The organism is Brevibacillus brevis NBRC 100599, assembly GCF_000010165.1.
GTDB lineage: Bacteria > Bacillota > Bacilli > Brevibacillales > Brevibacillaceae > Brevibacillus > Brevibacillus brevis_D.
In genome coordinates this window covers 906,173-926,326 of sequence record NC_012491.1, presented here as the reverse complement: position 1 = coordinate 926,326, position 20,154 = coordinate 906,173, and the positions used below count along the sequence as shown (strand labels likewise).

Below are 20,154 nucleotides of genomic sequence, written 5' to 3'. Positions count from 1 at the left end.
TGCCTCCTTATGGTATTCTAACATACAGAAGCATCACACACAGGAAGAGAGGAACGTATATATGACAACCGTTTTGTTCGTTTGTCTGGGCAATATTTGCCGCTCGCCCATGGCCGAAGCCGTATTTCGCCATCTCGTAGAGTCTGAGGGATTGGCAGGGGAAATCTCCATCGATTCAGCGGGGATCGGTGGCTGGCACGCAGGTGAACCTCCGCACAAAGGTACACAAAAAGTGTTGACCGAGAATGGGATTGCCCATGACACACTGCGTGCTCGCCAAATTGTCACACAGGACTTCTCGGAGTATGACTACATCGTCTGCATGGATGAGGAAAATTTGTCCGCACTCAAGCAAATGGCGCCTTCAGGGAAAAAGGTGTACCGCCTGCTCGACTTTGCCGATACTGCCCAGGAACAAAATGTGGAAGACCCTTATTATACGGGGAGATTCACGTATGTGTATGACCTGGTGAATGCGGGTTGCCGCGGGCTCTTGAACGAAATCAAAGCCAATATCGCAAAAAAGGGATAGCCCGTCACCAGGGCCATCCCTTTTTCTTATACGGCAACCGTCTCCTTCTCAACCAGTCGATTCAACCAGCTCTTCGTACTCGCTATCAAGCGCTTGTAGCTGTCCGCCGAGGAAAAAGTATGATCTCCCCCTACAACTACTTCTGTTTCGCAACTTCCCCGTCTCCGCAGATGCAGCTCTCGCTCATAATGAAACATGGCATCCACCGCAATGACGTCATCCCGATTGCCATGCAGGATTAACACATCTCCCTCAAACTGCTTGGCTTGACGTAGCGGGAGAGCAGTACCGAGCGACTGAAAAAAGCGCTTCTCCAATCCGTAGCCCAAATGATCCGTTTTGCCGTATGAAAGTGCTTCCTTGTATTCCTTTTCCCCCACGATTCGAACGATATCATCGAAGGGACGTGCTACCGGTGCCCATAGAATGAGGGAGTGTATTCGTTTATCCTGGCTCGCTGTCAGCACACTGACCGCACCACCCAAACTATGCCCTAGCAGGAACACACGCTCCTGATCTACCTGTTCCAGTGTGAAAACATGGTCGAGAACATCTCGTGTTTGTGCAAGCAAGACGTCCAAACCACCTGCCCCATAATCGCCATCGCTTTCCCCGCAGCCTCCGTAATCGAAGCGCAGTACACCAAAACCGTGTGAAGCTAATTCTCTGGCAGCTTTTACAAACAAGCGGTTCACTCCAATCCGACTGCCGATAAAGCCATGGCAAATGACAACCAACGGGTATTTCACTCTGGTCTTGCCTGTTGTGCATGTAGGTTCATGCAGGGTAGCCGTCAACGAAATCGTGTCGCTGGGTATTTGTAAAATCCGTTCCAAAGAACTCACCTCTTTTATTTTTAGTATTCCGAGTTGTTTACTTAGTTATTATTTTTATTATCTTCATTTCCATGAACGCTGTCAAGATGAACCGGAAAACTCAATGAAAAATCATCCTGTACGGTTTATGATGGAGGGGAACGTGTCGCAACATAAGAGTGTTTGCTTTTCTAGAGCTGTTGCACCGAAGATAGAATTGTGAGGAGAAAACTATGTCCGATTTGCGGAAAGAAACCTTGGAAAAAATCAAAAACGGTGATTTCACCTGTTCCAAGGAGCTGACCTTGTCTATGTTCAGCGGAAAATGGAAAGTCGTGATCCTGTGGCATTTAGGGGTAGAAGGCCCGCATCGCTTCAGTGAGCTGCAACGGCTGTTCCCAAAAATCACTCATAAAATGCTGACGAATCAGTTAAAAGAACTAATCGAAGACGGAATTGTTCACCGGGAAGTATACCCGGAGGTTCCCCCGCGGGTGGAGTATTCCATGACGGAGTTGGGGATGACCCTGCTGCCCATTGTGGAAATGATGTATGAGTGGGGCGAAATGCGGATGGGGCAGTTGAAGCTGGAATTGGGGGAGAACTCTGTATAGCTGCTGTGGTGGGGAGGAAACAGGAGAAAACGCTCAGATTCTTGGAACACCTGCTCGGGAGCAGGGGGTGCCCGGCTCCGTGAAAAAAAGAGAAACCGCGTCCAAAGTCGACTGTTCAGGATGCTTCTCAGAGGTGGACGCTAAAGGCAGTTTCTCTTTTTTTCACTACGCCTCGGTAGGTGTGTCCAAAGATCTTCGCTGTTTTCTCCTGTTTCCTCTGCGAACTGTTCGGGATTCCACCTTCTTTTAATAAAAAGAAATAGACCTCTTGAATGCTGCTTTCAAGAAGTAAACACTAGCTGCTTGGGAAGAAGAACATTTCCAGTCCTAGCGGAGAAATGAATGTCGGGGGTTTTCAGCTTCAACCTCTGCGAATTCATCCTCGAAACTCTACTTTTGAAGCGCTCCCGACATTTATTTCGGAGCGGACAGTCTAACCCCTTGCGGGGCGTAGGCCGAAGCGTAGACTGGAAATGGGCTTCTTCCCCTCCACTACAGCTACTATAAACAAAAACAAAAAAGGATAGCCTCCCGAGGAAGCTATCCTTTTAATTATTACGGATTCAAAGTATTTTTCGGAGGAGAAGCCAGATCACGCAGGATCGCTACCTCTACCCGTCTGTTTTTCGCTCTGCCTTCATCCGTCGTATTCGGCGCTACCGGATGGTATTCTCCCAAGCCTGTCGCGCTGAACTTCGTCGGGTCTAGATTCTTGTTTTCCAGAAGCACCTTCAAGAAGTTAACGGAACGTTTGGCACTGAGATCCCAGTTGGATGGGAACTCTGCCCGGCGAATCGGCACATTGTCCGTATGACCAGTTACAGTCACTTTTTTCGGGTGAGGTACCAGCATCCCTGCCATTTCACTCGCAAGCTTTCTCGCTTCCGGTTTCAGATCAGCTTTACCGGAGTCAAACAACGCATTGTCCAAAATGGTGATCAGCAGACCTTCATCGGTCAGCTTCGTCTGGAGCTTGTCCTGCAGCTTGTTTTGCTGAATGTATCCGTCCAGCTTTGTCTGTAGCTTTTTCAAGTCCTCTGTCTCTTTGCGGACCGCTTCTTCCAGACGCTTTTCTTCTTCCGTCTTCTGTTTTTCTGCTTCCTGTGCGCCTTTGTGCAAGGTTTGCTGCTGAAGCTGCGGGTCTAGCGGTACCGGGCTTGGGTAGTTCATGACTCCCGTACCGCCGTTGATCGCAACGCTGAAGGACCGAACCATTTGGTCGAACTTCTTCGCATCCATCTCGCTAGAGGCGAACAACACGATAAACAAAGCAAGCAGAAGGGTAAGCAAGTCCGCGTATGGAATTAGCCAAGACTCGTCCATATGCTCTTCATGATGAGCATGTCTCTTTGGTCGCTTAGCCATTTACCGCAGCTCCTTCCTCCCTCTTCTCTTCCTTCATTTCTTCTTTCATTTCCGCACGCTCTTGGTATGGAATGTAAACCAGCAGCTTTTGCTCAATCGCAGTCGGGGATACACCCGCTTGAATGGAGAGCAATCCTTCGACCATGATTTTTTTGATTTCAATTTCTGCCTTTGATTTTCGTTTGAGCTTGGTCGCGAACGGGTGCCATAATACGTAACCCGTGAAAATACCGAGCAAGGTTGCTACGAACGCAGCCGCAATGGAGATACCCAATGCATCGATGTCACTCAAGTTACCTAAGGCGGCAATCAGACCGACAACCGCACCCAATACCCCGAGTGTCGGAGCGTAGCTTCCCGCTTGGCTAAAGACAAGGGCCCCTGCCTGATGGCGCTCTTCAATGGCGTGAATTTCTTCATTCAAAACATCCCGAACAAAATCCGGTTCCCCACCATCAATGATCATTTTCATACCGTTACGCAGAAATGGATCTTCAATCTCATCAGAAGTGTTTTCCAGTGCAAGCAATCCTTCGCGACGAGCGATGGAAGCCCAGTTCATAAACTGACCGATCAATTCTCTTTTTTCAGGGAGCTTTTGTTCTTTAAAAATTATCTTGAAAAGGGCTGGAATACGCTTCATTTCCGACATGGGAAACGCGTTGAAAAGGGCAGCAATAGTACCTACGATGATGATCATAATTGCTGCTGGATTCAGTAATGACATAGGACTTGCATGCTTCAAGATCATCCCGACCACTACTGCGACAATACCTAAAACTATACCTATCAAGGTAGACTTTTCCATCGTGACACTCCCTACTTCCATAATCGAAATCTATCTATATATGGTTTCGGAATTTTTGCGCTCACTTGTGAGGCTTTTCGAAAAAAACGCTCATCCAAATGACTGAACTAGTCCAATCATGACCAAAAGTCCTAGGATGAAAGAAAAAGTTGCGGAACGAGCATGACCATCGCCATGACTTTCGGGGATAAGTTCCTTGTAAACGATAAACAACATCGCGCCCGCGGCAAAGGAAAGCCCATATGGCACCAAACCGTGAACCACAGAGGTCAGATAATACCCACAGATCCCGGAGACGATTTCGACTGCTCCAGTCAGCGTTGCTAACATAAAGGCCTTGAAGCGACTGACCTTTTGATTGATCAGGAAGAGGGCAACCAGGAAGCCTTCTGGAGCATTTTGCAGACCGATTGCAAAAGATATCAGCCCACCCAAGCCAGACTGTTCACTCGAATAGCTCACGCCCACGGACAAGCCCTCTGGTATATTGTGCAAGGTAATCGCGGCCAAGATTAGCAGCGATTGCGAATCCATCGAAATGTTGATTCTCGTATGCTCCAGATCGATATGCGGGATAATGCTTTCCAACACCGTAAGCATCAATGTTCCGGTAAGCACTCCCAAACAAACGATAATAAATGGCGCGCTCTGAAGTGCCTGTGGGATCAGACTGAATGTCGAGGCAGCCACCATAATTCCAGCCGTAAACGCCAGCAATATATCCCGCCATCGATGTGATACCGACTTAAAAAAAAGGATAGGCAAGGCGCCCACACCTGTAGCCATGGCAGATAGAAAGCTACCTATCAGTAGTTGTTCCATGTATGTTCCTCCACGTAATAATGCCGCTCTTCAGATATCCGGAACAAACGGCCTTCTACTATCATATTTCCCGAATGGGAACGGTACGCCTTTTTGTTAGGCCTTTTTTGTTAAGCGGATCACTTCCAGCACATCGACTTTTTGTCTTGTTTTTTCATGATACAGCCATTTTTCCTGAACATGATCCACAAATAAAATTCCGTCTAAATGATCGATTTCATGCTGCATGCAAACAGCAAGGAATCCGTCTCCCGCAAGGATCATTTCCTCGCCTTGTCTGTTCAATGTCTTTACTTTTACATGCTCGGCTCTCTTTACATTGCCATAGTAACCCGGAAAAGATAAGCAAGCTTCCATTCCGATTTGTTCGCCACTTCTTTCGATGATTTCTGGGTTAATGAGCTCAATTAATCCATCTCCGCAATCCATAACAACCACCCTGCGAAGAATGCCGATTTGAGGTGCGGCAAGGCCAGCACGGCCGTCCGCGGCATATAAGGTTTCTGCCATCTCATCCAGTAGCTTGAACGTTTTCTCATTCAGCTCTTCCACTGGCTTGGCTACTTTGCGCAGAATCGGGTCTCCAAAAGGCAAAATCTGTTTCACTGCCATATTTTTATGCTCCCTTCACTCTATTAGGCGGTGTATATGCCCACAAGTCATTTGGTGTACACTCTAGAGCTGTACAGAGTGCATCAAGTGTCTCAGTTTTCATTTGTTTGGGCTGACTGGTTAGTAAAGCGCTGATGGAGGCTGGAGACAGACTGTAATTTGCTTTCTCTTTCAACAGCCTTGCTAAAGCGGCTCCCGTCCAAACTCCTCTTTCTGCCATTACTTTTCGCAACATCCAGACAAGCATCTACTCACCCCTCATTTTTCGGTACTAACTAACTTTATTAGGCAACACCTAATATATCATATTTCGCATTCCAAAATCCAAAAACGCCAAAAACTTGGCGTTTTTGACGTTCTACGTTTCTGATCGATATGTTTTTCCCAACTGATCACCGAGACCAAAATAATGGCGGAAGTTGTAGATCAGCGGATTCCACGCTTGGGGGTTCACGTGATGAGCACTCTGTACAATCTGTTTGTCTGCATGGACGTGACGCACTTCTGTCTCCACGATCGCAAACATGTCGGCATATTCCGGAAAACGGATGGTGCGAACGACTGCTTCGAGTTGAAGCGGACATTCTCCCACTCGCTTTGGACGAACGATGTCAGAGTCAACAGGAGTCAAATTGGCTGCCTGAAACTTATTCGCTTCATAGCGGAAGCCCAGCTCCCTTTTATAGTCAGGTACGGGATTGCTGCCTGTTAGCGGAGCCAACGCTTCCACTTGCTGCCACATCGAAGCATCCGGCAAATTGATAACACACTCCGGACGCTGACGCAAATTTTCCAATCCATGCGAGCCGAACCCGAGCCCCAGAATGACAAAATTTCCTAACGCCCATGACGATGAAATGGGACTGATATTCGTTGAACCATCTTCATTTTCAGTCGTCAACAGGACAACGGGAGTTCCGTAATATAAAATCTTCGGTTGAATGGTCGTATGGCTTGTCATGAACATAGCCTCCCTTGACTAGAATCAATCTTGCTACGACTTATTCTAGTCGAGGAATATTTCCATTGCGCTCGAAGTGTGAATGTAAGCTTACCTCCGTATATTAGCGTGCTCCTGCTTTTTGCAGGATTTGTACAATCTCGTGATACCCCCGTTCTTTTGCACGATATAGAGGTGTTTTTCCTTCGCTATCCGGGATGTTTACATCAGCACCGTGGTCGATTAGCAACTGGACAATCTCTTGTTGGTTTTTTCCGCCATCGTTCAATACGATTGCTTCCATCATTGCTGTCCAGCCCGGATTGTTCACATGGTTGACGTCTACATCCGTCCGGGTAAGAAGTTCCTTTGCTACTTCCACATACCCATGTTCTGCCGCCGGAATCAACGGTGTTCCTCCGAAGCGGTTGTAAATCTTCGTATCTGGACCTGCATCGATAACCAGCTTCAATATTTCTAGGTATCCTTCTGCTCCTGCATACAAGAACGGGTTATCTTGCCGGTCGTCCTGAATATTGATGTCAGCTCCTGCTTCAATGAGGACCTTCACTGTTTCCACATGGTTGCCGTGTGTTGCCGCCATCGCCGCTGTTCTTCCACGATCATCCTGTGCATTTATCTCAGCCCCTGCTGCCAAGCTAGCCTTGACTTCATCGGTTTTGCCCTCGGCTGCTGCAAAGAGCAGCTTTTTGTTCAGTTCTTTCACTTCTTCTTGAGATAGCGTTCGTTTTTTCTCTGGTTGAGGTTGTGGCTGTGATGTTGCTGGTTGTTGTTGCTGCTGTGCGGTCGTTACAACCGGAGCTGTTGTGGACGATTCATCCATGCAGCCAGTCAGCAGCATTCCGAATGGAATTGCAGTGAGGATGAGTTTGTACATTTGGCACCTTCCTCCTTGGTAAGTCATTGAGATATAGACCTAAGTCCGGTTGCGTACTGAGCTTAGATTGCCGTTAAACCTCTGAATCCATCGTAATCCGTAGAGATAAACTCCTACTAAACCTGTTCTTAATGAACTATTTCCTAAAGATTAACTTTTTCTAAAAAAATGACAATGGAAAGAAAAAAACGCCAATCACGTTGGCGTTTTTGCGTTCGTTTACACGGTATATGCCTATACTTTGAATCGGCGAATCATGTGCTGCAGCTCTTCTGCCATATTGGAAAGAGCTGTTGCCGACGAAGCGATTTCCTCCATAGAAGCGAGCTGCTGCTGTGTAGCAGCGGAAACGTTTTGCGTGCCATCAGCAGTCAGGTTGGAAACCTCGCTGACCAGCTCCATCGCTTGTACGACCTGTTCGGAATGGGCGGACACTTCCTGGGCAGATGCAGACACATCGTGAATCTGGTCAGCTACTGTGCCAATCGAGTTCTGAATCTGACCGAAGGTTTCGCCCGCACGATGAACGACGCGAATCCCTTCTTGTACTTCCCGTGTGCCTGTTTCCATCGATTCGACCGCGACTTTTGTATCTGTCTGAATCGTACTGATCAACTGCGCGATTTTTTGGGCGGACTGTGCCGATTGCTCTGCCAGCTTCCGTACTTCATCTGCAACAACCGCGAATCCACGTCCGTGCTCTCCTGCGCGCGCTGCTTCAATCGCAGCATTGAGGGCGAGCAGATTGGTTTGATCCGCAATGCCTGTAATAACCTCGATGATCTCTCCAATTGCTTGAGAATGATTGCCTAGACCGTCTACCACGGATGAAAGCTCACGCATGGAATCGTGGATCGCATTCATTTGTTGAACGGCTGCCTGAATCGACTGGTTCCCTTCTCCTGCCATGTTGGCGACTTCGCTCACCATATTGGATGTTTGCTGTGCGTTATTTGCGATTTGACGAATTCCTCGTGACATATCATCAATCGATTTCGACCCATTCTCTACACTCGCTACCTGGCGATCAACGCCTGCTGCCACTTCTTGAACAGTAACAGCAATCTGTTCAGTGGCCCTGCTCGTCTGATCTGCACTTGCCGTCAATTGCTCAGCCGATGCGGCTACCTGGTCGGAAGTTCCGCCTACCTGACGAATGACCGTAGTTAAACTGCTAGTCATCTCATTGAACGAATTCGCCAGATCCAAAATCTCGTCACGACTTTTGACAACCAATGGCTCCACACGTAAATCACCATCAGCCACTTTCTTCATCTCTTCCATCAAACGCAAGATCGGTCGACGGATGCTTGACGTCAGTACGACAGCTAGCGCCACACACGCAATGATAGATATAACCAAGGTAATATTCAAGTCCCGATTGACTGACTCATACAGTTCCGCGCTTTCTGTGCCAGCGCGTTGTGCTCCCTCACTGTTATACGTCATCATGGCATCCAAATATTTCTTACGTTCTACAAACAATTCACTGGCTTTTTTCTTGATGCGACCAAGCTCGGCCATGTCTGCATCGGTAGCTGGCCTTCTGATGTCGACCTTTTTGGCGATTGCCACGTATTGCGGATTGAATTCCTCGTATTTTTTCAGCGCCTTCTTCAATCCTTCCAGATTGTTACGGTCTTCTTCACCAAAAGCCGTTTTTTCATAGCTTGCCAATAAGCCGTCCATATAGGCAAATTGGTCATCGATTTGCTTTGCGTACTTGTCCTTGTCATCCATGTTCTCTGTCGTAAGCATGGTTTGCGTAACTCCATAAACGGTTTCCAGCGTCATGTTGATCTTCAAAATATCTTCCAGACCTGGGCGCCAGTTCGTATTCATTTCCACCATATTCTGATTCATTTGTTCCATCTTGACAATGGTCGTGATCCCCATAAACAGCATGATGACCAGGATCAGCGCGAACGCACTACCCAATTTTTTTCCGATCGTCCATTTCATTTCGTAAACACCACTTTTCTTGACATATGATGATAGCGTAATCTCCTTTTCCCTCCCAACTGATGGAATAAACCTGATTGCACACAAAAAAATGGATCTTTACACAAAAAATTAAAATCCACAATTCAGAAAACTCCTGTAAGATAGATAAAAATAAGCGGAATGGAGGACTGCTGATGCAAAACTACGACGTCATTATTGTGGGAGCAGGCTCGATGGGAATGGCAGCTGGCTACTATCTGGCGAAGCAGGGCGTGCGTACACTCATGATCGATGCCTTTGATCCCCCACACACGATGGGCAGCCATCATGGGGATACCCGTATCATTCGCCATGCGTACGGAGAAGGAAAACAGTACGTCCCGCTCGCATTGCGGGCACAACAGTTGTGGTCAGAACTCGAACAAGCGTCTGGTATACCGATCTTCGCCAAAACGGGTGTTTTGAACGCTGGACCCTTGAATTGTACTTTCCTGAATGAAATTCGGGAGAGCGCCGAGCAGTACTCTCTTCCCCTGGAAGTACTCAGTGCCGATGAGGTCATGCAACGCTGGCCAGGAATCAATCTGCCTGCTGATTACTACGGTTGCCTGGAGCCTACCTCAGGTGTGCTTTATTCCGAAAACGGAATTAGCGCCTATCGAGAGCTTGCCCTTGCCTCAGGAGCTACGCTGTTGACGAATACGCCAGTCACGCAGTTGGAGCCAGCAGGAAATGGGTTCATCGTGCATACGGAATCTGCCAGCTACCACGGCGATAAAGTTCTTCTATCTGCCGGTGCTTGGAATGGTTCACTCCTTGACTCATTGGGCTTGTCCATCCCGCTTAAGCCTACACGCAAAACGGTCGCCTGGTTTGGTGCAGATGAGGGCCAGTACAGTGCGGATGGCTTTCCCGCCTTCATCTTTCGCCTTCATGACTCCATGTTCTACGGATTTCCGAGCTTTGATGGCGCTGGTGTAAAAATCGGACGCCATGACGGTGGGCACGCCATCGATCCCGATAAACTGGAACGTACCTTTGGCACCTATTTGTCGGACGAAGGCTGTGTTCGCTCTTTTTTGGAAGCGTATATGCCTGGAGCAGCAGGACCATTGCGCCAAGGCAAGGTATGCATCTACACTATGACACCGGATGAGCATTTCGTCATTGACCGTCATCCTGAATACCCACAGCTTGTATTTGCAGCAGGCTTTTCCGGGCACGGTTTTAAATTCGCCAGTGCGATCGGGGAAGCGACCAGTCAACTGCTGGTAGAGGGAGCTGCTTCCCTTGATCTGTCTATGTTTTCTTGGAAGCGATTTTCTTGTCCAGCATGAGTGAAAAAAGCCTCTCGCCGCATTTCTGGCAGGAGGCTTTTGTTTGTTTTACCACTCCCAAGACAAAGAACCGATTTGCGCTGTAATTCGACTGCTCGCTTGTATGGGATGGCCGAAAGCTTGCATGGTAGAACGACCATTGTCGTAGGGAAACAGGTAGGCGAAACCAGGCCGAGTCGCCTGATTGGCCCGATAGGCAGACCTCATTGCTCCCTCTCTTCGTTGTTCATTCAAAAAGGCTACCATCTCACTTGCCCGTTTGATCCCCGCACCATGCCCGTAATATAAGCCATTGCCGAGCACTACTGCATTTTCTCCTTGCCACTGCGGTGTCTCACGATCGTAATCAGGATTGGCAAAATAAATCACATCACCAGGCAAAAAGGTATTTGTCCTTATTGTTTGCAAGTCCAAATCCTGATCGTACCGCCAGTCATATAGCAAGATGTCCGAAAACATTCTCTCAAAATCCGGTAAACGAATGGACTGTAGGACTGCATGATAAATAATAATGACCATCGCCGTAGCGCACTCCGTGGCGTATTTTTGACCCTCTCGAAAAATATTGATAATCCCGCTGGATGGCAGCACTCCAGGTCGCAAGCGGAATCCGCCTTGGTCAGTTCGAATCCAGTAAGCTGGATTTGCACGAGATTCTTCAAAAGTAGAAAAGGCCAGGCCGCTTTCGTTCAGTGCCAAGGCAGACCTCACCAGATGATCGCGCACTTTCAGTTCAAATTGCAGGAGCTCAGGAGTTGGATATTCAAATGTTTCATCACTACGTGCCATAATCGCTACCGTTTCACGCTGTACCGGATTTAATCCCCATTCCGCTGCCAACGAGGCGGGATTAGCTGGTCTCCCCGCTATGACAATCATATACAACCTCCCCTTCACACACTGTCCTTCTTATTTGTATGCGAAAGCCTATGTCCACGTGATCGACTAAAAACCATCAGATAAGCACGGAACATAGTGGTGGAGAAGAAAAAGCACAGTTCTCTTCGACTCTGACACGCCAGCAGGGGGATTCACTGGACGTCTCCACTACAAAAAGGGGACCGTCGAGCCAAAGCCACCCTACGGGCGGAAGATTCTCAGGGGAGAAGTGTTCGACAAGCGTGGTCCCCTTTTTGTAGTTCCGACTGGGTAGGCGTTGTCAAGGTCTACGAGCCCTGTGCTTTTTCTTCTCACTAGCCTTGTGGGGTGATCGGTGCCTTTTAAAACTTGCACGTTGTGCTCATTGAAAATAGAGTAATAGACTGGAATCCTTGATATGGCGGGAGTTCTTTCACGAAAAATCTTCAGATGTACTTACTCTCAGGAGTGACTATTCTAATTTCGTAAAAACTGAACAAACCTCTCCGCTCACATAATGGTGAGGGTTGAGGTTTGTTTTTACTCTATTACTATCAATTTTTTCTGATACAATGACTTCATCCTATAAGAAAGGTTGGTGTGGGTAGTAATGAAGAATGAAAGTCAACCTTATACGGATTTTAGAGAAATGTACCGAGATATCGATTTGGCAGCAGAAGCTTACTACAACGAGTTTTTCCATGCCTACAAGACGGATGGGCGATTCCCCGAAGTATATACGCCCGAGCAAACGAAAAGAGCTTCTAGTGCCATCCAACTTCTTCAACTCTTGGAATGGGAATGGAACCCGGTTCGTTTACTGGCATTACTATCGACAGTAGGTGCTGCCCTAGGAATCGGACGCCCTATACCTGTTTATGATTTTTGTTCAATGATTGAAGGTGCGGCAATAATAGGTACTCCATATTTAGACTACTATACTAAAAAGAAAGACATTCTTATAGCTACGTTGGAGATGTTTGCAAATGAGGAACCATAGAAGTTAAAAAGTACTTTATACCGTTAAACCCCGCCTCGACTCTGATAGAGCTTGTGGCGGGGTTTGGCAATTTGCAGAGTGCCTAATTTGCACTCTGGTAAATTTTTTTTTATAAATGCTTATTTATCAAAAAATCCCACCCTTTTTAAACAGACGAGGGATTTCCTTTTTAGCCTTGTGCTTGTTTGACTGTATGTGCTGTCGGGGTCGAGACGTGCTTTAAACGCGAGAACATATAGCAGCCCACAATGACGATTACACTGCCGAGTAATTGGATGATGGTCATACGCTCGCCGAGCAAAAGAAATGCGAGAATGGCCGTAAAAATAGGATTAAAATTGAGGAACATACCTGCTGAGGTTGCGCCGACCTTTTGTACACCGACATTCCACAACACCATGCTGACGACGGTTGCCATTACACCAACGTAGAACAGCGACAGCCAGAACGTCCAGTCTGTGTTGCTGATTGTAAATGTGGTGACATTAAAGGGCAGCATCAGCGCAACACCGAAAATCCCCGAGTACAGTGTGGACATCATCGGCGAGACCGTTTTCATCGCCCAACGTGCGCATACGGAGTAAATCCCCCACATGGCGACAGCGGCGAGCATCCACAAATCGCCCGTGTTGAAGTGCAACTGGGACAAGTGTGCGAAGTCTCCTTTGGTCATCACCACAAGCACGCCTGTAAACGAGACAAGCATCGCGACAATCTGCAACGGTCGAATTTTATCGCCCATCAGCAAAAAGGAAAAAATCGCGATCGAAACCGGATTGAGCGTGGACAAAAGCCCGACATTGGTCGCGTCTGTCCGCTCAAGGGCCCAGAACATGAATAAATTAAAAAGTGCTACACCAGTAACACCCATCACGATCAAAGGAAGAAGTGCTTCTCGCGTTGGAAAAATCCGCTTTTCGCGTATCCAAACAACGGGCAACAAGCAAACAACAGCAATAAGCCAGCGCAAATTGGTCAGCGTCAAGGAAGACGCGTGCCCGACAAGAAATTTACCGACAACAAAATTTCCTCCCCAAAGGAAGCTAGTACAGAGTAATAGGACGATATACAGCGGTCTCATGATGCCTCCTGCCATGTTGAAAGAGTTATGGAGCTTTTATTTGTCCTCTATCATACACCTTTCGCCAGCATTTGGGCGGTCATGATACACTTCCATTTTTATCCTTCACCAGAAGCAATCCACTTCTCCATGAAAATCAGTTCGTCACGCTCATACCCAAGCTGATTGTAAAAAGCTTGTACAGAATGATTGGTCGGCTCGATCAATAGGTTAATCTTTTCACACCCGATATTCGCCAGCCGCTTTTCCAGCTCATCCATCAGCCTGCTCCCTATGTCTTGTCCTTGGAAATCCGGATCGACTGCCAGATGATTCACCCATCCTCGCCGTCCGTCATAGCTGCCCATTACAGCTGCTATCATCCTTTCCTCCTCATTCATTGCCACCAAGAAAAGCTCTGCGTCTCGCTCCAGCTTTTTACGCAATCCCTCACGTGTATCCGAGCAAGAAAGCTGTAATCCTGCTCGTATCCATAGCTGAATGACGTCCTCGTATTGTTGCAAAGAGAATGATTCAATTCTCATGTTTGATCACCACTATTTTGTGTATTTCTATTCATTTAATTTTATTTTTATACGATTATTGTAATACAAAAAGGGGCTATCTAACAGCCCCTTCCTTCACACAGCCAGCCACGACATGATCACCGGTAGCAAGGTAAACGCCCACACTACGGTAATCATCGCTCCGGCGATCACAGCCAAAGTCGCACTACTTCCTTCTGTTTCCCCACGCTCAAACGCTTTTACCATCCCCAACGCATGTGCACCCATTCCGTACATCAAACCGATGGAAACAGGATGTCGGAGCCTCATTCTCTTGATGATTGTGGGAGCCAAAAAAACACCTGCGAAGCTGGTCAGCATGCCGAATACTGCCGTCATCGTCGGCATACCGCCAATCGCCTCGGTTACGCTCATCGCAATCGGCAGGGTAATCGAGCGAGGAATGACGCTAATCGCCGCTTCTTTTCCCAATCCAACAAGCATCGTCGTGGAAACACCTGCAATGATGGCAATGAGGGAACCCGTAGCAAGACTCGTCAAAATCATCCTGCGATGCGCCATTAACACCGACCAATTTCGGTACAGCGGAATCGCAAACGCCACTGTGACTACGCTCATCATCTCACTAATGAGCGAGGTCGCTTCACTGTACACCTGATAAGGAATGCCTGCGAAAAGCAAAAACAAAATCAAGCCAATCGGCGCCAAAATAGCCGGAGAAAATAGCAGAGACGGTCTTTTCTTGTTGAACCGTTTAGCTGCATAGAAGAAAACGAGTGTCAGGAGCACACTAGATGTTTTCCACAGGATCATGCTGTTTCACCTCTCCACGATTGAACATGCGCTCAGCAACAACACCTGTCGAAATCATCACAAGCGCACAACCGCTCACGACGACCACAAGCACCAGCAATCCTTTTATCCCTAATAACCATGGATACTGCATCATCCCGACCAACGATGGTACGAAAAACAGGATCATCTGCGAGAATAACAGAGTCGCTCCTGCTTCCACCCACTGTAGACGAATCAAGCCGGTATACAGACAAATGAACAAAAGCGCGAGTCCGATCAGACTGCCGGGAACAGGAAGGTGAAAAAACGAGGTCACCCATTTCCCAAGCCAGGTGAAGCCGAACAAAAGCAAAACTTGTGCGATGATGGAGAACCATCTTTTCATCGAGACCACCCCAGTTGCTCTACAAAGGTTGTTCAAAAAGTCACTGTTTGAACGAGTTACCTTCATTCTAAGCCGTCTCGATTCCATTCGTACAATACATAAACATCATCATTTCTATTCCATTTGGTTATGGCTGTACATTTTCTCTACAAACGATATGAAAGCCTTTGTCGCATGCGATAAATACCCTTCTTTTCGATAAATCAAGGCATACTGCCAGTCAATCACCGGGTAGGAAATGTTGACGGTGTGTAATTGTCCGTTATTCAAGCGTCTCACGATGGAGCGTGGAATGAGTGATATCCCCAGTTGGGTAGCCACCATCTCTCCGACAAAATCCCATAAAGAGCTCATGTAAGCGACATTCGGTTCAAAACCGGACAGCTTGCACGCATGGCGCACCACATCGTGCATCGCGTACTCTTCGGTAAACAAAATGAAAGCTTCGTCCTTGAGCTGTTCCAAGCTCACCTCATCGACTCCCGCGAGCCAATGCTCCCGATGAACAATCGCAACGAGGTCCTCTGCGAGCAAGGGAACCGCCTCAAATTTCTCCTGATCCATTGGCAGAACGGTTAAGGCCACATCGATGCTTCCTTGCTCCATTTGGATTTCAAGCAGCTTGGCGCTATATTCCTTCATCTCGATATCGATGCCTGGATACTGCTTTTTAAACAAGGCAATCACATTCGGCAAGAGAAAGGAACCCACCGTTGGCATCATGCCCAGCTTGACCCGACCACGCTCGACGTTTCGCAATTCTGCTATCGACGACGCCATGCCTTCCATCAGCTGCAACACTTTGGTCGCATAGCTGTAGACCATTTCCCCTGCGTCTGTCAGATCCATTTTCCGCTCCGTCCGATCCAGCAGAACTACCTCTAGCTCTTCTTCCAATGCTTTGATCATTTTGCTGATAGAAGGCTGAGAGACGTGGAGGGATTGAGCGGCCTTCGTAAAGTTTTTATGTTTGACTACTTCCACAAAGTATTGCAGCTGTCGAATATCCATGATGTCCTCCGTCTTCGTCCAATCAAAAGCGTTAGCTACAGATTACCACAGGCAGGAGTATGCGAAAAAGCCAGGTACGCAGTCGCGCCCTGGCTTTTCCTCCAGCGTGAGTTACTTCACGGTTACCTGTATTTTTACGACTTTTCCATTATACGTCGCGGCAATCGTTGCACGACCTGCTTTCACAGCCGTGATCTTGCCATCCACTACAGTCACAACGGAGCTGTTCGTGGAGATCCAGTCTGCATCGGTAGTGACATCAACCTTGGTTTTGTCGGTATAGATGACAGATACCTTCAAGTCTTTTGATTCGCCAACTTTGAGATCGGCCTTTTTCATGTCAAATTCCATCTTGGAGATAACAGCAGACTCTACAGGGATCGAGATCGTCTTTCCACCGTAAGTTGCTTTGATTCTCGTTTTGCCAGAGCCTACAGTTGTCACGACTCCGTTTTCAACTGTGGCAACTTTTGCATCGTCGGTTGTCCACTTGGCTTTGCTTGTTACATCTACTTTTTCTTTCGTAGACAAGGTAGCCAACAGCGTAACCGACTGGGTAGTGTCTGGGCGCAGATACAGCTTTTTCTTATCACTGTCCAGCTTGGAGACGACATCCACCTCTACTGGAATGGAGACGCTTTTTCCTCCGTACTTCACTTTGACCTTCGCTGTGCCCGAGCCTACTGCCGTAACCAATCCATTCGTTACCGTTACGATTGCCTTATCATCGCTTTCCCACTCAGCCTGAGCCGTTACATCACCAGTAGACTTATCAGAGAAAGTTGCTGTTGCGTTTACTTGTTTCGTGCCACCTACGCTGAGAGCCAGTTTCTTCTGGTCAGCAGTGAGCTTGGAAATCACATCGATCTCAACAGGGATATTCACACTTTTGCCCTCGAAGCTTGCTTTCACTCTCGTTTTACCGGAGCTAACTGCTGTGACCAAGCCCTTGTCAACGCTCGCGATGTCACTGTCAGAGGAGGTCCACTCCGCTTGTTGTGTGACGTCCTCCGTTGTTTTATCCGTGTATTGCACGCGGACAGTCAACTGCTGTGTCCCCGCTTTTTTCAATTTTACTGTCTTTGTATCAACTACAAGCTTGGAAATCTTCTTCTGCGTACTTGTCGTCGCAGAATTCGCCAATGCCGGTACTTGGCCGACGCTGGAAAAGATCAGCCCAACGGTAACAGCCGTAGCGAGCATCCCTTTTTGCCAGTTTCTCATGCTCACATCCCTCTCCTCTCTAATTTTCCACCATTTTCTATATCGGCTAAACAACTGTACTTCTTGAATACTAAATGGCAAAAACCATCCGAATCACCTCGGATGGCTGCTACGTTGCTATCGCTTGTCGTTATTCAAATCATACGGTGTCTCTTGGTAAACGTAATAGTTTAACCAGTTGGAAAACATCAGATTCGCATGTGCGCGCCAGGTGACGATGGGCTCGCGACTTGGATCATCCTTTGGATAGTAATTACGCGGAACAGCAATATCCAAGCCTTTGTTCACATCTCGCTGGTACTCATCTTGCAGGGTCGTCGGATCGTACTCGGAATGACCTGTCACGAAAATTTGTCTGCCATCCCTGGTCGCCACGATGTAAACCCCTGCTTCATCAGACTCGGACAAAATCTCCAGTTCAGGCACTTGTTCAATGTCTTCCCTGCGATTTTCGGTATGCCTGGAATGCGGGATGTGAAAGTAGTTGTCAAATCCGCGGAACAGCTTCACATTTTGCTTATTAAGCGTATGAGGGAAGATTCCGAACATTTTTTCTGGCAAAGGATGCTTCTGAACGCCAAAGTGGTGGTAAAGCCCCGCTTGTGCTCCCCAACAAATATGCAGAGTCGAGGTGACGTTCTCCATTTTCCAATCGAGAATTTCTGTTAGCTCCTGCCAATACGTGACGTCTGTGAACTCGAGCTGTTCGACTGGCGCTCCGGTGATGATCATGCCATCAAATCGCTGGTCACGGATCTCCTCAAACGTTTTATAAAACAACGATAAATGCTCTTCTGACGTATTTTTGGACGTATGACTGGACATGTGCAAAAGCACGATTTCCACCTGTAGCGGCGTATTCCCCAGGAGGCGAAGCAACTGTGTTTCCGTTGTTTCCTTCACCGGCATGAGGTTGAGAATGACGATCCTGAGCGGTCGTATGTCCTGTGTGAAGGCACGGCTATCCTTCATCACAAAAATATTTTCCTGGGCGAGTATTTCCGTTGCAGGCAATTCGTCGGGCAATTTGATTGGCATAAAAATCCCCCTTTCCATCCTTTGAACACAGGTAGAAAAACAATAATCCGACAAATTCGACAAAAATACTCGCCTTCCTGCTAATCCCGAAAAGGAAAACGAAAAAATCCCCTTGCAAGCAAATTGCAAGAGGTTTCTTCTCTTAAATCCAGCCGCGTGCTTCCATCGCCTCCGTAATTCGCAAAAGCGAGATCATATAGGCTCCCGTGCGCAAGTCCACCTTGTATTGATCAGAGAGTTCTTTTACGGCGCGATAGGCGTTAATCATGGTCGTTTGCAGCTTTTCGTTTACCTCAACCTCGGACCAGTAGTAATTCATCAGGTTTTGCACCCATTCAAAATAAGAAACGGTTACACCACCTGCATTGGCGAGAATATCCGGGATCACGGTAATCCCTTTCTCCCGCAAAATGGCGTCAGCATCGGGTGTAGTAGGTCCGTTTGCTGCCTCTGCAATCCACTTGGCTTGAATGCTGTCGGCATTGGCTGCTGTGATGACATTTTCCAACGCTGCCGGGATCAGAATGTCCACCTCGAGCTCCAATAGCTGTTCATTGGAGATGACCGTACCACCTACATAGTCCAAAATGGTGGCGTTGTCTTTTAACTGTCCTACCTTTTCGACATCCAAGCCAGCAGCATCATAAATACCTCCGCGGGAGTCACTGACTGCCACGATTTTGAAGCCCAGCTCTGTTAACAGCCTCGCTGCTATTCTTCCCGCATTGCCAAATCCTTGGATCGCGACAGTTGTTTGTTCTGGCTTGCGTCCAGAATCTTTTAATGCTTCAAGTATGGTAAAGACACATCCGCGAGCAGTCGCTTCGTTTCTTCCTTTGGAGCCGCCGACAGAGAGTGGTTTTCCAGTGATCACTCCCGGAGAATAGGTGCCTTTTAATCGACTGTACGTATCCATCATCCACCCCATAATTTGTGGGGTCGTATATACATCGGGTGCAGGTATGTCTGTCTCAGGTCCGACAATATCAGCGATAGCTTCCATGAAGCCGCGGCTGACTCGTTCCAGCTCATTTTTGCTGAATTCGTGGGGATCACATATGACGCCGCCTTTTCCGCCGCCATAAGGAAGACCAACCACGCCACATTTGAATGACATCCACATGGAGAGCGCCTTGACTTCATCCATCGTCACATCCGGATGAAAGCGAATCCCTCCCTTAGTCGGTCCTACTGCATCATTATGCTGAGATCGGTAGCCTTCAAAGACACGCACGCTGCCATCATCCATCTTGACAGGAAAGCTGACGGCCAATACTCGTTTGGGTCGCTTTAAAATTTCGACAGCATCGCTCCGCAATCCCAACAATGCCGCTGCAGCGTCAATCTGTTTCTGCACAATCTCGTATGGATTCAGGTTTTCTTTCTCTACAGTATTTAGCATCTCTCTTCCTCCCCAATACTTTTCACATGCGTTTTTCACATCACCTTGGCGCAGAGCTAAAGGATGAATGGAGTAATTATATACGATGAAAGTAAATTCAGACAATTTATTTTCTTTGTTTTCTCATTATTGTGTTATTTTTGGTAAACAAATAAAAAACGCCTGAT

22 protein-coding genes are annotated in these 20,154 nt (G+C 47.6%); 4 read left to right on the top strand and 18 right to left on the bottom strand.

Annotated elements, in window-relative coordinates; all coding sequences use genetic code 11:
- Window positions 1-61: 61 nt before the first annotated feature.
- Window positions 62-532, top strand: coding sequence for a low molecular weight protein-tyrosine-phosphatase (locus BBR47_RS04715; protein ID WP_012684611.1), 471 nt, complete (start codon window positions 62-64; stop codon window positions 530-532).
- Window positions 533-558: 26 nt separating this feature from the next.
- Here BBR47_RS04715 and BBR47_RS04710 read toward each other — a convergent pair whose 3' ends face one another.
- Window positions 559-1,377 (bottom strand): alpha/beta hydrolase family protein, encoded by an 819-nt coding sequence (locus BBR47_RS04710; protein WP_012684610.1) that lies wholly within the window; start codon window positions 1,375-1,377, stop codon window positions 559-561.
- Window positions 1,378-1,580: 203 nt separating this feature from the next.
- On the opposite strand from BBR47_RS04710, the gene BBR47_RS04705 reads away from it, so the two are divergent.
- Window positions 1,581-1,961, top strand: a complete 381-nt coding sequence (locus BBR47_RS04705) for a winged helix-turn-helix transcriptional regulator (RefSeq protein ID WP_012684609.1) — start codon at window positions 1,581-1,583, stop codon at window positions 1,959-1,961.
- 555 nt (window positions 1,962-2,516) lie between these two features.
- Here the strand turns inward: BBR47_RS04705 and motB are convergent.
- From motB to BBR47_RS04665, 8 genes are all read right to left on the bottom strand, one after another.
- A complete protein-coding gene (gene motB, locus BBR47_RS04700) occupies window positions 2,517-3,326 on the bottom strand; it encodes a flagellar motor protein MotB (RefSeq protein ID WP_012684608.1) in 810 nt (269 codons plus the stop codon).
- Window positions 3,319-4,134, bottom strand: coding sequence for a flagellar motor stator protein MotA (gene motA / locus BBR47_RS04695; RefSeq protein WP_012684607.1), 816 nt, complete (start codon window positions 4,132-4,134; stop codon window positions 3,319-3,321). The genes motB and motA overlap by 8 nt, the downstream gene beginning before the upstream one ends.
- A gap of 90 nt (window positions 4,135-4,224) precedes the next feature.
- A complete protein-coding gene (locus BBR47_RS04690) occupies window positions 4,225-4,956 on the bottom strand; it encodes a ZIP family metal transporter (protein ID WP_012684606.1) in 732 nt (243 codons plus the stop codon).
- A gap of 96 nt (window positions 4,957-5,052) precedes the next feature.
- Window positions 5,053-5,568: a peptide deformylase gene (gene def / locus BBR47_RS04685; protein ID WP_012684605.1), complete on the bottom strand. Its 516-nt coding sequence runs from the start codon at window positions 5,566-5,568 to the stop codon at window positions 5,053-5,055.
- A 4-nt stretch (window positions 5,569-5,572) separates the two neighbouring features.
- Complete coding sequence (locus BBR47_RS04680) at window positions 5,573-5,815, bottom strand: helix-turn-helix domain-containing protein (protein WP_012684604.1); 243 nt, start codon at window positions 5,813-5,815, stop codon at window positions 5,573-5,575.
- Window positions 5,816-5,926: 111 nt separating this feature from the next.
- Entirely contained in the window at window positions 5,927-6,529 is a 603-nt protein-coding gene (locus tag BBR47_RS04675; protein WP_012684603.1) for a flavin reductase family protein, read from the bottom strand.
- A gap of 103 nt (window positions 6,530-6,632) precedes the next feature.
- Window positions 6,633-7,406, bottom strand: coding sequence for an ankyrin repeat domain-containing protein (locus BBR47_RS04670; RefSeq protein WP_012684602.1), 774 nt, complete (start codon window positions 7,404-7,406; stop codon window positions 6,633-6,635).
- Window positions 7,407-7,640: 234 nt separating this feature from the next.
- Complete coding sequence (locus BBR47_RS04665) at window positions 7,641-9,368, bottom strand: methyl-accepting chemotaxis protein (protein ID WP_012684601.1); 1,728 nt, start codon at window positions 9,366-9,368, stop codon at window positions 7,641-7,643.
- Window positions 9,369-9,544: 176 nt separating this feature from the next.
- Between BBR47_RS04665 and solA the strand changes: the two genes are divergently transcribed.
- On the top strand, window positions 9,545-10,687 hold the full coding sequence (gene solA, locus BBR47_RS04660) for an N-methyl-L-tryptophan oxidase (RefSeq protein WP_041749250.1): 1,143 nt from the start codon (window positions 9,545-9,547) through the stop codon (window positions 10,685-10,687).
- 48 nt (window positions 10,688-10,735) lie between these two features.
- Here the strand turns inward: solA and BBR47_RS04655 are convergent, their stop codons facing one another.
- Complete coding sequence (locus BBR47_RS04655; RefSeq protein ID WP_012684599.1) at window positions 10,736-11,566, bottom strand: protein-glutamine gamma-glutamyltransferase; 831 nt, start codon at window positions 11,564-11,566, stop codon at window positions 10,736-10,738.
- 589 nt (window positions 11,567-12,155) lie between these two features.
- Here BBR47_RS04655 and BBR47_RS04650 point away from each other — a divergent pair.
- Complete coding sequence (locus tag BBR47_RS04650; protein ID WP_012684598.1) at window positions 12,156-12,545, top strand: hypothetical protein; 390 nt, start codon at window positions 12,156-12,158, stop codon at window positions 12,543-12,545.
- A 169-nt stretch (window positions 12,546-12,714) separates the two neighbouring features.
- Here the strand turns inward: BBR47_RS04650 and BBR47_RS04645 are convergent, their stop codons facing one another.
- The 8 genes from BBR47_RS04645 to BBR47_RS04610 all read right to left on the bottom strand — a co-directional run bounded on the left by BBR47_RS04645 (window position 12,715) and on the right by BBR47_RS04610 (window position 19,987).
- A complete protein-coding gene (locus tag BBR47_RS04645; protein WP_041749249.1) occupies window positions 12,715-13,626 on the bottom strand; it encodes a DMT family transporter in 912 nt (303 codons plus the stop codon).
- Window positions 13,627-13,724: 98 nt separating this feature from the next.
- On the bottom strand, window positions 13,725-14,150 hold the full coding sequence (locus BBR47_RS04640; RefSeq protein WP_012684596.1) for a GNAT family acetyltransferase: 426 nt from the start codon (window positions 14,148-14,150) through the stop codon (window positions 13,725-13,727).
- A 96-nt stretch (window positions 14,151-14,246) separates the two neighbouring features.
- Window positions 14,247-14,945 (bottom strand): LrgB family protein, encoded by a 699-nt coding sequence (locus BBR47_RS04635; protein ID WP_012684595.1) that lies wholly within the window; start codon window positions 14,943-14,945, stop codon window positions 14,247-14,249.
- Complete coding sequence (locus BBR47_RS04630) at window positions 14,923-15,312, bottom strand: CidA/LrgA family protein (RefSeq protein ID WP_012684594.1); 390 nt, start codon at window positions 15,310-15,312, stop codon at window positions 14,923-14,925. Before BBR47_RS04630 ends, BBR47_RS04635 begins: the two co-directional genes overlap by 23 nt.
- Before the next feature lie 114 nt (window positions 15,313-15,426).
- Window positions 15,427-16,323: a LysR family transcriptional regulator gene (locus tag BBR47_RS04625; protein ID WP_012684593.1), complete on the bottom strand. Its 897-nt coding sequence runs from the start codon at window positions 16,321-16,323 to the stop codon at window positions 15,427-15,429.
- Between the two features lie 111 nt (window positions 16,324-16,434).
- The gene (locus BBR47_RS04620; protein ID WP_012684592.1) at window positions 16,435-17,547 is read right to left on the bottom strand and encodes an Ig-like domain-containing protein; all 1,113 of its coding nucleotides are present in this window, start codon (window positions 17,545-17,547) and stop codon (window positions 16,435-16,437) included.
- Window positions 17,548-17,664: 117 nt separating this feature from the next.
- Entirely contained in the window at window positions 17,665-18,585 is a 921-nt protein-coding gene (metA, locus tag BBR47_RS04615) for a homoserine O-acetyltransferase MetA (RefSeq protein ID WP_012684591.1), read from the bottom strand.
- Window positions 18,586-18,727: 142 nt separating this feature from the next.
- Window positions 18,728-19,987, bottom strand: a complete 1,260-nt coding sequence (locus BBR47_RS04610; protein WP_012684590.1) for a Glu/Leu/Phe/Val family dehydrogenase — start codon at window positions 19,985-19,987, stop codon at window positions 18,728-18,730.
- Window positions 19,988-20,154: the final 167 nt, after the last annotated feature.